This window comes from Micromonospora sp. NPDC049047 (genome assembly GCF_040649135.1).
Lineage (GTDB): Bacteria > Actinomycetota > Actinomycetes > Mycobacteriales > Micromonosporaceae > Micromonospora.
Window position 1 is genome coordinate 109,688 of the sequence record NZ_JBEZEY010000004.1, and the last position, 13,363, is coordinate 123,050.

Below are 13,363 nucleotides of genomic sequence, written 5' to 3' on the forward strand. Positions count from 1 at the left end.
GCCCGGTTGATGGGGGACCGTTTCCGGCTCCACGCGGCCGATGGAGCCGGAAACGGTTCGTCAGGAGGCGGGTTCGAGCACCCACTGACTGGTCCACCAGTTGGCGGGCGCGGCGCCGTACTGGATGCTGCCGGTCGCGTTCTCGGTGTGGGCGTAGGTGCCCTTCCAGCGGTTCTTCAGGCGAAGGCGACCGTCGACGGACTCCTGCGCCCACTGCGCCGACCAGTAGGTGCCGGGCACCGTCCCGGTCTGCACGTTGCCGGTCTGGTTCTCCACGTGCAGGTAGTTGCCCGTGGCGCGGTTCTTGAAGCGGACGTAACCGTCGACGTTCTCGACGGCCCACTGGGCGGACTGGTCAGAGGCGGAAGCGGCGACATACTTGGCGGTGCCGCTGCCGTCGTCCTTGGCGTACTGGCCGGTCTGCCGGTTCTTCAACCGCTGGTAGGACAACGGGTAGCCGCCGTCCTTCTTGTAGACGCGCAGGTAGTCGACGCTCCAGGTCTTGGGCCAGACGTTGTTGTGCTGACCGGAGCCGGCGTCGGTGTAGATGCCCATGATCAACCCCATCGGCATGTTGGGGGCGTCGTTGATCGTCCGGTAGAGCTGGCCGTCGTAGTAGAACTTGAGGTCGGTGGGCGACCACTCCATGCCGTACGTGTGGAACTCGGTGGTCGGCGACCCGCTGGGAACGGGGGCGATCGAGGCGTACGAGCTGGAGAGGAAGTTCGGGTCGCCCCAGCCGTGGGCGGCGATCCGCCAGTTGTTCGGCTCGTTGAAGAACGTCTCGACCATGTCGACCTCGGGGTTGCGCGAGGCGCTGGAGGTGTCCCCGGTGCCGACCAGCCAGAGCGCCTGGTGGCCGCCTCCGCCGACGTTCGACTTCTTGGCGCGCAGCTCCACGTAGCCGTACTGGAACGTGTAGCCGTTGAAGTCGGGCTCGTGGTGGTTCAACGGCATGGACCCGTTGAACTTGTGCCAGTAGTCCTTGTTGTAGGTCTGGAACGAGGAGATCTTGACAGTGCCGTCGTACTGCGGATTCCACGCCGGGGTGTCGGCGTCGAGCCGCTGGGTGAGCACACCGTCGGCGATGGTGTAGCGCGCCTTGGCACCCAGCTCCCGGTTGGCCGGGGAGGTCCAGTGCGGCAGGTAGTAGGGCAGCCAGCGATTCGTGTTGAGGGTGTTGACGTCGAACTCTTCGGCGAAGTCGAGGGTGTAGCCCGGTTTGGCGAGCGGGCTGGGAGGGGTGTCACCGGCCTGGGCCGGCGGGGCGGTGACGACGCCGGCGAGGGTGACACCGAGGATCATCGAACCGGCGGCGGCGAGAACTCTTCGAAAGCGATGCGCCATGAGGCACTCCCGGGGGAAACGAAAGAAAAGTTCTTTCGGAATATGCCGGTGCGCCCCGAAGCTGTCAAGAGCCGTCGGTGAAGAGCTCCGCGCGGACCGCGTCCCGGGCGGTCTCGACAGCCCCGATCGCCACCGCGTCGTCGCCGAGCGCGGAGATCGCCAGACCCGGCAACTCGTACAGGATCTCGGCGAGGTGGCGCCGCACCGGCTCCATTACCGTCTCGCCGGCGCGGGCGATGCCACCGCCGACCACCACCAACTGCGGATCCATGGCGAGGACCATGGCGCCGACTCCTTCGGCCAGGGCCCGCGCGTAGTCGTCGACGGCCTCGACCGCGCGCCTGTCCCCCCGCCTGGCCTGCGCGAAGACCCACTCGCGGGAATTCATGCCGGGAGCGACCCCGGCATCGGAGAGCAGCTTGCGGGGTGCCGCCTCCCAGCCCAGGCCCGGATGCCGGCCGATCTCGCCGGCCGCCCCCCGGCCGCCGCCGAACGGCCTGCCGTCCACCAGGACACCCACGCCGAGGCGGTGCCCGGCATGCACGTACAGGACGTGGTCGACCCCCTGCGCGGCACCGACCCGGTGCTCGGCGAGGACCGCGAGGTTGGCGTCCTTGACGGCGCTGACCGGGCAGTCCAGACGGGCGGTGAGCTCCTTGGCCAGCGCCGTTCCGGTCCAGTCCGGAATGGCCACGCTCAGCCGCACGACACCGTCGGCGATGATGCCCGGGGAACCGGCACAGGCCGCCCACAACCGCGGTGAGTCGGTCGGGATCGTGCGTCGCAGCAGGTTGACCGCGGCGTCGATGCGGCCGGCGGGCTCCAGGTCCGGGTCGATGGCGGCGCGAGCGGCCGCCACCTGCGCGCCGCCGAGGTCGGCGATTCGCACCGACACCGCGTGCGCCCCGATGTCGAGGCCGGCCACGATGCCCGCGTCCGCGGCGAAGCGGTAGCGCTGCGCCGGTCGTCCTCCGGTCGGGGCGTTGTCGAATCCGTCCAGGACCAGGAGTCGGGACTCCACCAGTGAGGTCAGGATGCCCTGCACGGTGGGGCGGGACAGCCCGGTCTCGCGGGCGACACCGCTGATGGTCAGCGACGGCCCCTCGTAGAGGAGCCGCAGCACACGACGCGTGTTCAGGTGCCGTAAGGCGCTCTGGTCCCCGCCTGGAAGAGCATCACCTACGGTCATTCGCTGCCCCTTGACGTGCGTTCGTAGACGGCCCACTATAGCGAACGCAAGTTTCCTTCGAAACTACTCCTGCCCAGGGAGATCCCCCATGAAGTCAATGACCTCAGCGAAGAGTGCGCTCGGCGCGGCCGCCGTGCTTCTCGCTCTCGGCGCGTGCGCGCCGGGCAGTTCATCCAGCGACGAACCGACCGCCGACGCGAACGCGGCAGTGCAGACCGGCGTTCCGTCCGGACCTGTGGAACTCAAACTGATCGCCACCCCCGAGTCGGGTGCCGCCATGAAGGACATCATCCCGGCATTCCAGACCAAGCACCCCAACGTCAAGATCAACTACGTCGACACCACGTACGACGACTACAACAAGTCGCTCAACCTGGCGCTCTCCAGCGACACCTCGCCCGACATCGTGCTGCTCAACGCGGTGGGCACCACCGTCAAGGACCAGTTGATCCTCAACCTTCAGCCCTACGCCAAGGCGTACGGCTGGGAGTCGGCGTACCCGGCCGGACAGCTCAACCAGTGGCGGGTCGCCAAGGACGGCACCACCCTCGGCTCGGGCGACCTGTACGCGGCACCCGCGTCCTTCTCCCAGGTCGGGCTCTACTACAACAAGGCCAAGTTGAAGAAGCTCGGCATCGCCGCCGCTCCGGCCTCACTGGAGGACCTGGAGGCCGCCCTAACCAAGGCCAAGGCCGGCGGCGAGACCCCGCTGCAACTCGGCAACAAGGAGGGCCACGCCTCCTTCCCGATCCAGCTCATCGGTCAGTCCACGGACGGCCCGGCCGCGTACGCCAAGTGGGTCTTCGGTGAGGGCGGATCCACCTTCGACACCGCCGGGAACGCCAAGGGCGCCCAGAGCATCGCCGACTGGGGTACGAAGGGCTACTACTCCAAGGACGCCAACGGCATCGACCTGCAGGGTGCCGTGGACAAGTTCACCAAGGGCGACGGCGTCTTCTTCGTCGACGGTTCCTGGGACTCGAAGAAGATCGGCGACGCGCTGCGGGGCGACGCCGGCTTCGTGCCCTTCCCCGGCCCCAAGGCCACCGCGATCGGCACCTCGGTGGCGTACGGGATCTCGCGCAAGTCGAAGAACGCGCAGGCCGCCGCCGCCTTCCTGGACTTCCTGCGCGGCCCGGAGGCCGCCAAGGCCTCGTTCGCCCAGGGGTTCCTGCCCTCGGACACCTCGACGGTGACCGCCGAGCCCGGCACCATCTCCGCCGACCTGATCGCCGCGTGGAACAAGGTCAACACCGATGACGGGCTCATCGGGTTCAACAACAACGCGACCGCGACCATGAACGACACGCTGGTCGCCGAGACCCAGAAGCTGATCGCCGGCAAGGTCGACCCGGCCGCGTTCATCCGGGCCGTCCAGGCCGACTGGGCCAAGACGCATGGCTGACAGCCTCGCGAATCGCGTGGCCGTCCGGGACCGTACCGTCGTCGCATCCGCGACGCCGGTGCGGGCCCGGCGCTCGCGCTCACGACTCGTACCGCTGCTCTACACCGCACCGGCACTGCTCTTCTACGCGGCCTTCGTGATCGCGCCCTGGCTGCACAGCCTGTGGATCTCGTTCTGGGACTGGAACGGGATCGGCGTCGCCACCTGGGCCGGGCTCGACAACTACCGGGAGATCCTCGCCGACCCGGCGCTGCGGCTCTCCCTGGTCCACGCCTTCGGGCTGATCATCTTCTACTCGGTCATCCCGATCTGTTTCGGCCTGGTGCTGGCGGCGCTCGTCGCGAACGTGCCCTGGAAGGGCATGCCCTTCGTCCGTACCGTCATATTCCTGCCGCAGATCCTTCCGCTGGTCGCGGTCGGCAGCGTCTGGAAGCTGTTCTTCGACGACGACGGACCGTTCAACGCGCTGCTGCGCGCGGTCGGCCTGTCCGACTTCACCCGGGCCTGGCTGGGTGACTTCACCTGGGCCTACCCCGCGGTCGGAGTCGTCGGGACCTGGGTCTCGACCGGGCTCTGCTTCCTGCTGCTGTACTCCGGAATCGGCAAGATCGATCCGGCCCTGTACGAAGCCGCCCGGCTCGACGGCGCCGGCGCGATCCACGAGTTCTGGCACGTCACGGTGCCGGGTCTGCGCCGGGAGATGTCGGTGGCCGCGACCGTCACCGTGATCGCCGCCCTGGCCAGCTTCGACGTCGTCTACGTGATGACCGCCGGCGGCCCCGGCGAGTCGACACTGGTGCCCGGTGTCGCCATCTACCGGCTGACCTTCACCGCGGGGCAGGTCGGCACCGCCTGTGCGCTCGCCGTCGTCCTGTCCCTGCTGACCTGCGCGGTCATGTTCGCCCTGAACCGCCTCACCCGGGAGAAGACATGATCCGGTCGATGACCCGGTTGTCGCTGCTGGCCGCCACCGCCTCGGTGCTCGTCCCCTTCTACGCGATCCTCGCCGCGTCCCTGCAACCACAGGACAATCTCAGCCCGGGGCTCGCGTGGCCGTCGGACCCGCAGTGGCACAACTACGTCGACGCCTGGTCGACAGGTGGCTTCGCGGACCTCATGAAGTCCAGTCTGATCATCGCGCTCGGCGTCGTACCCCTCGCACTGGTGCTCGCGACGCTCGCCGGATACGGGCTGGCGATGATGCGGCTCGCCGTCCGGGGGCCGATCTTCGCGTTGCTCATGCTGGGTCTGGCCCTGCCGTATGAGTCGATCGTCATCCCGCTCTACTACGACCTCAAGTCGATCGGGCTCCTCAACACCTACTGGGCGGTCATCCTGCCGCTCATCGGGGCGTTCATGCCGTTCGGGGTGTTCTGGATGCGGAGCCACTTCGAGTCGCTGCCGCCGGAACTGACCGAGGCAGCCGAGATGGACGGCGCGACCAGCAGGCAGATCCTGCGCCAGGTCCTGCTGCCCACCGCACGGCCGGCGCTCACCACCCTCGGCCTCCTCTACTTCATGTGGGCGTGGAACCAGTTCCTGCTCGCGCTGATCCTCATCCAGGACCCGGCGATGCGTACGGCGCCGTCCGGGCTCGGCAAGTTCATCCAGGCCTACGGCCGCAACATCCCGCTGCTCAGCGCCGGAACGATCATCGTCATCGTGCCCGTGGTCATCCTCTACCTCTTCTTCCAGCGCCACTTCGTCAAAGGCATCCTTTCCGGCGCCATCAAATAGGAGACACCTGATGTCCATCACACTGGCGATCGTCGGTGCCGGAGCGCGCGGCGCTGCCTACGCACGCCTCGCCGCCGCCACCACCAGAGCCACGATCGCGGCTGTCGCCGATCCCGACCCCGCCCGCCGCATCGCCCTGGCCGACGAGTTCGACGTACCCGCGGAGCGCCGGTTCGCCTCGTGGGAGGACCTCGCCGCACAGCCCCGGCTCGCCGACGCGGTGATCGTCGCGACCCCCGATCGCGCGCACGTCGAGCCGGTGGTGGCCGTCGCCGAACGCGGCTACGCGATCCTGCTGGAGAAGCCGATGGCGCCGCTGCCCGAGCAGGCGGAACGCATCGTCGCCGCAGCCGTCGACAACGACGTCCTCCTCGCCGTCTGTCACGTACTCCGGTACACGCCCTACTCCCAGACACTCAAGCGGCTGATCGACTCCGGGCGGATCGGTGCCATCGTCAGCATCGACCACCTGGAACCTGTCGGCTGGTGGCACCACGCCCACAGTTACGTGCGCGGCAACTGGGCGGTGGAGGCCGAGTCGTCCTCGATGCTGCTGGCCAAGTCGTGCCACGACATCGACTGGCTCGGCCACCTCATCGGCCGACCGGTCCGCCGGGTCTCCTCCTTCGGCGGCCTCGCCCACTTCCGGCCGGAGAACCGGCCGGCCGGAGCGGCCGGGCGCTGCGTCGACTGCCCGGTCGAACGCTCGTGCGCCTACTCCGCGATCCGGATCTACGAGCGTTTCCTCGGCGACCCGGTCCACGAGGCGTGGCCGTTGGGCGTGCTCACCGACGATGTCGGCGCGGACGGCGTCCGCAAGGCCCTGGAGGACGGCCCGTACGGCACCTGCGTCTACACAGGTCGCAACGACGTCGTCGACCACCAGGTGGTGAACCTCGAATACGAGGGCGGCATCACCGTCGCCTTCACGATGACGGCCTTCACCGCGCTCGATTTCCGCAAGACCCGGATCTTCGGCACGTACGGCAGCATCGAGGGCGACGGCCGCACCCTGCGCGTCCACGACTTCCTCACCGACACCGTCGAGACCATCGACCTGGACCCCGCAGGCGACGCCTCGGCCGCCGACGGACACGGCGGCGCCGACGGGGCCCTCATCGAGGCGTTCATCGCGGCGGTCGCCACCGGCGACCGATCCCTGGTCACCTCCGGGCCGGAGGAGAGCATCTCCTCACACCGGGTCGTCTGGGCGGCTGAGCAGTCCCGCGCCACCGGCAGCGTCGTCGAACTCATTCCCGCAACCCCGATCTAGGGGTACGCCGGACATCCGCCGAACGAGAACCCGGGGCGATCGGGGAACGGTCGCCCCGGGAACCGCGCTCCCTACCGGCCGGTGGCACCGTCGATCAGCTCTCGCAGGATGTCGGCGTGACCGGCATGCCGGACGGTCTCGCCCGTCATGTGGGCGAGCACCCAGCGAAGCGTACGGGGCGCGTCATCGACGTTCTGCACGGTGCGGACGTCGGGGCCGGCGGCCGCGACGATGTGGGCGTCGCTGTCGGCGATCGCGGACCGGTAGTCGCCGATGACCTGTTCCGGGGAGCGGTCCGGCTCGACCACCATGCCGGAGTCCACCTCGGCGTAACGCGGGTCGCCGGCGAACGTGTAGCCGAACCAGTACCGTTCGGCGCCGGTCAGGTGCTGGACCAGGCCCAGCAACGTGGTGTCGGAGACGACCAGGCGGCGCCGCAACTGCTCCTCGTTCAGGCCGGCGACCTTCTTCAGCACGCATGATCGCGCGAAGGACAGGAAGGCGAGGGTCGTGTCGAGCTCGCCACCGTCGTTGCGCGGTACGGGTTCGCGTTGGGATTCGATCACGCCCCGACCCTACGTACTGTCATCCGGAAAGGGCAGGCTGGGACGTCACGACCTGGCGCTGCCCTTGGTGGAGTGCGACAGCACCAACGCCTGTGCGGCGATGACGCGGTCGCCGTCGAGGGTCAGGGCCGGCGATCCGTGCAGCTGGTAGCCCTGGTCGAGAAGGGCGCTGACCCGGGCGCAGAACTCAGCGTCGTCGGGTCCGGTGATGAGGCGATAGCGGAGCGGCTCAGTGACGTCAGACATCGCCGCATTGTCGCTGCGCGGCGGCGCTCTGGGAAGCCTGCCGCCGCACCAGGAGGTCTGCCTCCGGCAGCCGGCTCTTGTGGTACGCGAAGAGCGTCCCCAGGTCGTGAAGTGCCCGGACTTCGCCGGCGGCCGCTGCCGATCGTCACTGTCGCTCCGCCTCGTCCTCGTCGACCGGCACGCCCTGCCCGGTGGCGTACATCAGACCGACCATCCGGCGGGCAGGCACATCACCCAGCTCGGCCGAACGCCGATACCACTCAAGCGCCACCGCGAAGTCCTGGGCGACACCTCGTCCTTGGCGTACAGAACGCCGAGATTGTGGGCGCCTTCGCCGTTGCCCAACTCGGCTGCCCGCTCGTACAGCCGGCGGGCCCTCACCGGGTCCACCGGCTCACCATCACCGTTGCTGGCCAACTGGCCCAGCAACAGCAACGCCCTGTCGTCCGAACCGGCCGACGCCAACTGCTCACGAGCCTCATCGAAAGCGCGCCGCTGCACGGCGAGCACCCCGCGGTCGTACGCCTGCAATGTCACGCCGAGCAGTGTAGGAACACGCTGGGGCGGGAATCGCGGGCCGTGTCGGATGATCCGACGTCACCGGAACTGCTCGATCATGGTGGGCTGCTTCGCAGATCGGATCGGCCAACGCTGGCCGCCGGGCCCATGCATCGATGCCGCGCTACAGGTCCATCGCGTACACCCGGACCCGGCGGCCGGTGTCCGGCTGCACCGTTTCGCGCTCCAGCGACATGCCCAGCTTGACCATCACCCGAGCGGACGCCTCATTGCCGACGACGTGGATGCTGACCAGCCGCCGTAGGTCGAGCTCGGCACGGGTGCGGGCGACGACGGCCCGGGCCGCCTCGGTGGCCAGGCCCCGACCCCAGTGCGAACGGCCGAGCCGCCAACCGATCTCCACCGCCGGCATGATCTCGGGCAGGAAGGTCGGCACGGCCAGTCCGGTGAAACCGGCCAGCTCGCCGGTTTCCTTGATCTGCACCGCGTACAGGCCGAAGCCGTGCTCGTCCCAGTGCCGCTGATAGACGGCCAGGCGCTTCGCGGTCGCGGCGCGGTCCAGGGTGTTGCCGTCGTGGATGTAGCGCATCACCTCGGGTTGCGCGTTGATCGCGGCGAACCCGTCCAGGTCGTCGTCCTGCAAGCAGCGCAACAGCAGGCGCGGAGTCTCGAGGGAGGTGGCGTCGAGGGAACTCGTCGGGTATGACACGTACCCTTCGTAGCACCTCGGCACCCGTCGGGCGATGGATCACCTGGCGTGCTGACGGCCTCGCGCGGGCAGCAGCTCCTGCGGCGGGTCTCCGTCTCGGTGGGTGGGGCTCAGTCGTTGGTGGACGCCCCCGGCCCCGTGGTGGCGTACCGGGCGGCGATGGTGCGGACGGCCTCGTCGACCACCTGAGCGACGCGCTCGGCACTCACCTCCCAGCCGGGCACCAGCAGTGTCGGCCAGAAGACGTAGTTGGAGATCATGCCCAGGAACTGGGTGGCGGCGAGTTCCGCGTCCTCGACACGCACCGTGCCCGCCTCGTGCTCAGCGAGGAGGTAGCTGCGTACGGACTCGAAGTAGGGCATCTTCCCCTGCGAGAACTGCGCATGGGCCAGCTCGGGGAAGCGCGGCAGCTCGGCGATGACGATCCTGAACAGGTCGGTCATCTGGGAACGGCCCAGCAGCTCGGCGTATCGGCGACCGATGATGCTCAGCCCGTCGATGACGTTGCCGACCGGCGGAGGAGCCTCCTCGGCGGCGGTCGACCAGGACTCGGTCACGATGGCGTCGAACAGGGCGGCCTTGGTCGGGAACTGCTTGAACAAGGTGGCCCGCGAAACGCCGGAGCACTCGGCGATCCGCGCCAGCGACGTCCGGTCGTACCCCAGCTCGAGGAACAGCGCGGTCGCGGCCGTCACGATCAACGCGCGCTTCTCCTGGGCGACCCGCTGATGGTACGTCGGCACGACCTTGCTCATGGGTCGAGCCTACGAGGTGAGTGGCTTGACTCGCAACCGCCGCCGACCTAGTGTCGGGTAATGGTGAGTCGACCGGCTCACCACTGGGCCGCCGCTCATCACCGGTGATCCGGCCCTTCACCCCCGTACCCAAGGAGCATCTGATGCCCCGCTTCCACAACCAGACAGTGCTCGTGACCGGCGGGACCGGCGGCCAGGGCTCAAGCCACGTGCGCGCCTTTCACGCGGAGGGAGCGAACGTGGTGATCGCCGACATCGACGCGCGACGCGGCGCCGCTCTCGCCGACGAGCTCGGGGACCGCGCCCGCTTCGCCCGCCTGGACGTCACCGACGAAAGCTCGTGGTCCGCCGCCGTGCTGGCCGCCGAGAACGCCTTCGGCACCCTGAACGTGCTCGTCAACAACGCAGGCGTGCAGAATCCGCCGGCAACGATCGAGAGCACGGAGCAGGCCACGTGGTCGCGCATCCTCGACATCAACCTCACCGGGACCTTCCTCGGCATCAAGGTCGCAGCCCCGGCTCTGCGCCGCGCGGGAGGAGGAGCCATCGTCAACGTCGCCTCGACGATGGGCCTGGGCGGCACGGCGCACTACGCGCCGTACGTCGCCAGCAAGTGGGCCGTGCGGGGCCTCACCCAAACGGCGGCACTCGAACTCGGCCGCGACCACATCCGGGTGAACACCATCCACCCCGGCGTGATCTCGACATCCTTCATCCACGAACCAGCAGCCGGCGCGGTCGCGGCGATCGCCGACTTCTACTCACCCGAGCCGTTCGCCGTCCCCCGGCTCGGGGAGCCGAGCGAGGTCAGCCGGCTTCTGCTGTTCCTCACGTCCTCGGACGCGTCGTTCATCACGGGGTCGGAGTACGTCATCGACGGCGGACTCCTCCTCGGGCCCGCCCTCCAGGCCGAGACCGCATGAGCACCCCGGGGACGGCCGGGGCGAACGACTCCACACGGGACACGTCCGTGTCCCACCTGCCCGACCACATCCGACGGGCCATCGAGATCACCCCCGCCGCGGGCACCAGCGAACGGATCATCGACATCACCACGCTGGGGCGCCGTACCGGCCGACCACGCCGCATCGAGATCTTCTTCTACCGAGCCGCGGGCACCACCTACCTGTGCAGCGGCGCCGGCGGTGGCGCGACCGACTGGCATGCGAACCTGCTCGCCAATCCCGACTTCACCTTCCACCTCAAGAACGGGGTACGCGCGGATCTGCCCGCACGGGCCACCCCTGTCACCGACCCAGCAGAACGTCAGGCCGTGCTGGCGGAGATCGTGGCGGACCTCAACCAACCCCACGACCCCGGCACCATCCGGCCGACCCGACTCGAAGACTGGGCCGACAGTCGGCTGATGCGCATCTGCTTCCGCCCTCCGTCGTAGTCACGGATCTGACAGTCCTCGGCGTGATCGCCCGCGCCGAGGTTCCAGGGACGCGGGTGGCGCACTGCGAGCGCCTCCTCGCGGGCCTGTTCCGCCGATGCCTCCGGCCCAGCAGCCGGTGATTCCGGCCAGCGCGGCAAGCACTTACCGCCTCTGACCAGGCATTCTTGGCATATGGACGGTCCGATGCAGCTACCCCTGGAGGTACCGAGATGTTCACCACCAAGTTCTGGAAGGCCACCGCCGAGCGGGCGGTGAAGAGCGCCGCACAGGGCCTGCTCCTCTATTGGGGCGCCGATGTCGTGTTCAACGCGTGGCAGGCGGACTGGGCAGCCGCCGGAGGCATCGCATCCGGTGCGGCGGTGCTGTCGGTGCTCACCTCACTGGTGAGTGCGAAGGTGTCGGGAGAGAGCGACTCCCCCAGCCTCGTCGGTGCCGAGCAGTAGCTCCAGGAACGACAGCGCCCCCGCTGACCTCGACCGGCGGGGGCGTGTGCTGGTCGCCCTCTGTCATCGGTGAGGCGGTGGCCCGAGACCTGCGTGTCGCGGCAGTCCGAGTGCGCGTCCTTGCTCCACGTATTGTCCGGCTCGTGTCGTGGTCCGGGGGGCAGCGCCCGCAGTTGAGATCGTCTCTCCGAGGGGAACTGGCACCCTCTTCACCCCTTCCTGATGGTCCCGTTCCCAGATTCCGGTCGCCGGCAGGCTCCGGACCGGACCGTGCGTGGTCACGCGCGGCCTCCGAGCAGCGCCGCCGACCGGCACCGTTGCTGTCGGAGGCGACATCGCGAGCGCAACCCCCGATCTAAGCTGCCAACCATGCACGGGTTCACCGACGTCGACCGCCAGCCGGATCCGGACTCGTGGGTCGACGTCCTGGACCGTCTCAGCGAGGAACCCTTCTACCAGGCGTACCAGCAGCGGGTCCGTCAGCTGCTCGAGCCGGCGCCTGGTCGTCGCTACGTCGATGTCGGGGCTGGCACGGGGGCAAGCGCAGCCAGGCTGAAGGGTCAACACAGTGTCAGCGTGGTGACGGTGGACCACGCACTGACCATGGCTGCTGCCATGCAAGCTCGCGGCCTGACCCACAGCACCGTCGCCGACGCTCATCACCTGCCCTTCCTCGCCGACTCATTCGACGGGGCCTGGGCCGACCGCACCCTGCAACACCTCGCCCATCCGGACGCGGCGATCAAGGAACTCATCAGGGTCGTCCGGCGGGGTGGTCGCGTCGTCCTCGCGGACCCCGACTACGACACCCAGGTGCTCGACATCGCCGATCAGGGCCTGGCCCGGCGCGTGCTGAGGTTCCGGGCTGACGTCCTCCTCCGCAACGGCACACTGGCGCACCAACATGGTGGCCTCCTCGCCGCACACGGCCTGGCCGACGTCACCGTCGAGCCCCGAACGCTGGTGGTCAGGAATCCCACCGCCGTCGACAACGTCCTCGGCCTCCGCAGTTGGGCTGCCACAGCTGCTCGACGCGGCGCACTCGACCCGGCCGAAGCTCGTGCCTTCGAGGAGCAGTTCGACGAAGCCGTTGTGGCGCGCCGGCTCACGTACGCGGTTACGTTCTTCCTTACCGCCGCCACGGTCACCTGAGGCGGAGACGTCAAGTGGGGATCGCCAGACGTCGACGACCGCCTCACCCGTTCACCCCCGGTCGGCGGCTCCGGCATCGGCACCCGGGCCGGGCAACAGATCGATGTCCGTGGCGTGCATGGGTCGTCCGCATTGCGCGCACCGCAGTTCCACGTGGCTGATCTCGCCGCAGTCGTGGTGGCGGAAGAGCACCGGCGGGCCGGCGTCGTTCGCGGTCCACCGGTCGCCCCACCGGACCAGGACCAGGAGCAGGTCGCACAACTCCGTGCCCTTGTCGGTCAACGTGTACTCATGGCGGACCGGCCGGGCAGAGTATTCACGCCGAGCCAGCACACCGTGCCCGACCAGCCAACTCAACCGCTCGGCGAGCACTTTGCGAGAGATGCCGAGCTGCCGCTGGAGCTGCTCGAAGCGAGTCGTGCCGGCGTAGATGTCGCGCAGGATCAGCGGGGACCACGGCTCACCGATGACGTCGAGAGTTCGGGCGATCGAGCACGCCATGGCGCCGAACTGCGTTCGCTGCATGACGCCACGATACGCAAGAGGATTCCCTAAGGGAACGGACGCTGCTACCGTCACCTGGTCCGTCCCTTGAGGGAACGGACCGCCCGGACGTCCCTCGA

At 68.8% G+C, this 13,363-nt stretch carries 16 protein-coding genes and 1 pseudogene; 8 read left to right on the forward strand and 9 right to left on the reverse strand.

What is annotated here, in order from left to right; genetic code table 11:
• Positions 1-60 precede the first annotated feature (60 nt).
• Together AB0B86_RS08635 and AB0B86_RS08640 are read right to left on the reverse strand one after the other, a co-directional pair.
• Positions 61-1,347 (reverse strand): family 16 glycosylhydrolase, encoded by a 1,287-nt coding sequence (locus AB0B86_RS08635; RefSeq protein ID WP_357409253.1) that lies wholly within the window; start codon positions 1,345-1,347, stop codon positions 61-63.
• Positions 1,348-1,411: 64 nt separating this feature from the next.
• A complete protein-coding gene (locus AB0B86_RS08640) occupies positions 1,412-2,536 on the reverse strand; it encodes an ROK family transcriptional regulator (RefSeq protein ID WP_357416981.1) in 1,125 nt (374 codons plus the stop codon).
• Between the two features lie 88 nt (positions 2,537-2,624).
• On the opposite strand from AB0B86_RS08640, the gene AB0B86_RS08645 reads away from it, so the two are divergent.
• The 4 genes from AB0B86_RS08645 to AB0B86_RS08660 are packed head-to-tail and all read left to right on the forward strand — an operon-like array spanning position 2,625 to position 6,951.
• Positions 2,625-3,941: an extracellular solute-binding protein gene (locus AB0B86_RS08645; RefSeq protein WP_357416984.1), complete on the forward strand. Its 1,317-nt coding sequence runs from the start codon at positions 2,625-2,627 to the stop codon at positions 3,939-3,941.
• Positions 3,934-4,875, forward strand: coding sequence for a sugar ABC transporter permease (locus AB0B86_RS08650; protein WP_357416987.1), 942 nt, complete (start codon positions 3,934-3,936; stop codon positions 4,873-4,875). Before AB0B86_RS08645 ends, AB0B86_RS08650 begins: the two co-directional genes overlap by 8 nt.
• Before the next feature lie 8 nt (positions 4,876-4,883).
• Positions 4,884-5,678, forward strand: coding sequence for a carbohydrate ABC transporter permease (locus AB0B86_RS08655; protein ID WP_357409245.1), 795 nt, complete (start codon positions 4,884-4,886; stop codon positions 5,676-5,678).
• 10 nt (positions 5,679-5,688) lie between these two features.
• Complete coding sequence (locus AB0B86_RS08660; RefSeq protein ID WP_357416990.1) at positions 5,689-6,951, forward strand: Gfo/Idh/MocA family oxidoreductase; 1,263 nt, start codon at positions 5,689-5,691, stop codon at positions 6,949-6,951.
• 71 nt (positions 6,952-7,022) lie between these two features.
• On the opposite strand, the gene AB0B86_RS08665 is transcribed toward AB0B86_RS08660, so the two are convergent.
• From AB0B86_RS08665 to AB0B86_RS08690, 6 genes and pseudogenes are all read right to left on the reverse strand, one after another.
• Positions 7,023-7,517, reverse strand: a complete 495-nt coding sequence (locus tag AB0B86_RS08665) for a DinB family protein (RefSeq protein WP_357409241.1) — start codon at positions 7,515-7,517, stop codon at positions 7,023-7,025.
• Between the two features lie 45 nt (positions 7,518-7,562).
• Positions 7,563-7,763, reverse strand: coding sequence for a DUF1737 domain-containing protein (locus tag AB0B86_RS08670; RefSeq protein WP_357416993.1), 201 nt, complete (start codon positions 7,761-7,763; stop codon positions 7,563-7,565).
• 145 nt (positions 7,764-7,908) lie between these two features.
• The gene (locus AB0B86_RS08675) at positions 7,909-8,034 is read right to left on the reverse strand and encodes a hypothetical protein (protein WP_357416995.1); all 126 of its coding nucleotides are present in this window, start codon (positions 8,032-8,034) and stop codon (positions 7,909-7,911) included.
• A 77-nt stretch (positions 8,035-8,111) separates the two neighbouring features.
• Positions 8,112-8,300 (reverse strand): annotated as a pseudogene (locus AB0B86_RS08680) (SEL1-like repeat protein); the annotation flags it as partial.
• A 145-nt stretch (positions 8,301-8,445) separates the two neighbouring features.
• Entirely contained in the window at positions 8,446-8,991 is a 546-nt protein-coding gene (locus AB0B86_RS08685; protein ID WP_357416998.1) for a GNAT family N-acetyltransferase, read from the reverse strand.
• A gap of 110 nt (positions 8,992-9,101) precedes the next feature.
• Complete coding sequence (locus AB0B86_RS08690) at positions 9,102-9,746, reverse strand: TetR/AcrR family transcriptional regulator (protein ID WP_357409233.1); 645 nt, start codon at positions 9,744-9,746, stop codon at positions 9,102-9,104.
• A gap of 143 nt (positions 9,747-9,889) precedes the next feature.
• Here AB0B86_RS08690 and AB0B86_RS08695 point away from each other — a divergent pair, with 143 nt between their 5' ends.
• The 4 genes from AB0B86_RS08695 to AB0B86_RS08710 all read left to right on the forward strand — a co-directional run bounded on the left by AB0B86_RS08695 (position 9,890) and on the right by AB0B86_RS08710 (position 12,740).
• On the forward strand, positions 9,890-10,669 hold the full coding sequence (locus AB0B86_RS08695; RefSeq protein WP_357417002.1) for an SDR family oxidoreductase: 780 nt from the start codon (positions 9,890-9,892) through the stop codon (positions 10,667-10,669).
• Positions 10,666-11,142 (forward strand): nitroreductase/quinone reductase family protein, encoded by a 477-nt coding sequence (locus AB0B86_RS08700; protein WP_357417006.1) that lies wholly within the window; start codon positions 10,666-10,668, stop codon positions 11,140-11,142. Before AB0B86_RS08695 ends, AB0B86_RS08700 begins: the two co-directional genes overlap by 4 nt.
• Before the next feature lie 212 nt (positions 11,143-11,354).
• Positions 11,355-11,588 carry a holin gene (locus AB0B86_RS08705; RefSeq protein ID WP_278144631.1) on the forward strand — a complete coding sequence of 78 codons (234 nt, stop codon included), beginning with the start codon at positions 11,355-11,357 and terminating at the stop codon, positions 11,586-11,588.
• A gap of 369 nt (positions 11,589-11,957) precedes the next feature.
• Positions 11,958-12,740, forward strand: a complete 783-nt coding sequence (locus AB0B86_RS08710; RefSeq protein WP_357417010.1) for a methyltransferase domain-containing protein — start codon at positions 11,958-11,960, stop codon at positions 12,738-12,740.
• Between the two features lie 51 nt (positions 12,741-12,791).
• On the opposite strand, the gene AB0B86_RS08715 is transcribed toward AB0B86_RS08710, so the two are convergent.
• The gene (locus AB0B86_RS08715; RefSeq protein ID WP_357409224.1) at positions 12,792-13,265 is read right to left on the reverse strand and encodes a helix-turn-helix domain-containing protein; all 474 of its coding nucleotides are present in this window, start codon (positions 13,263-13,265) and stop codon (positions 12,792-12,794) included.
• Between the last annotated feature and the right edge of the window lie 98 nt (positions 13,266-13,363).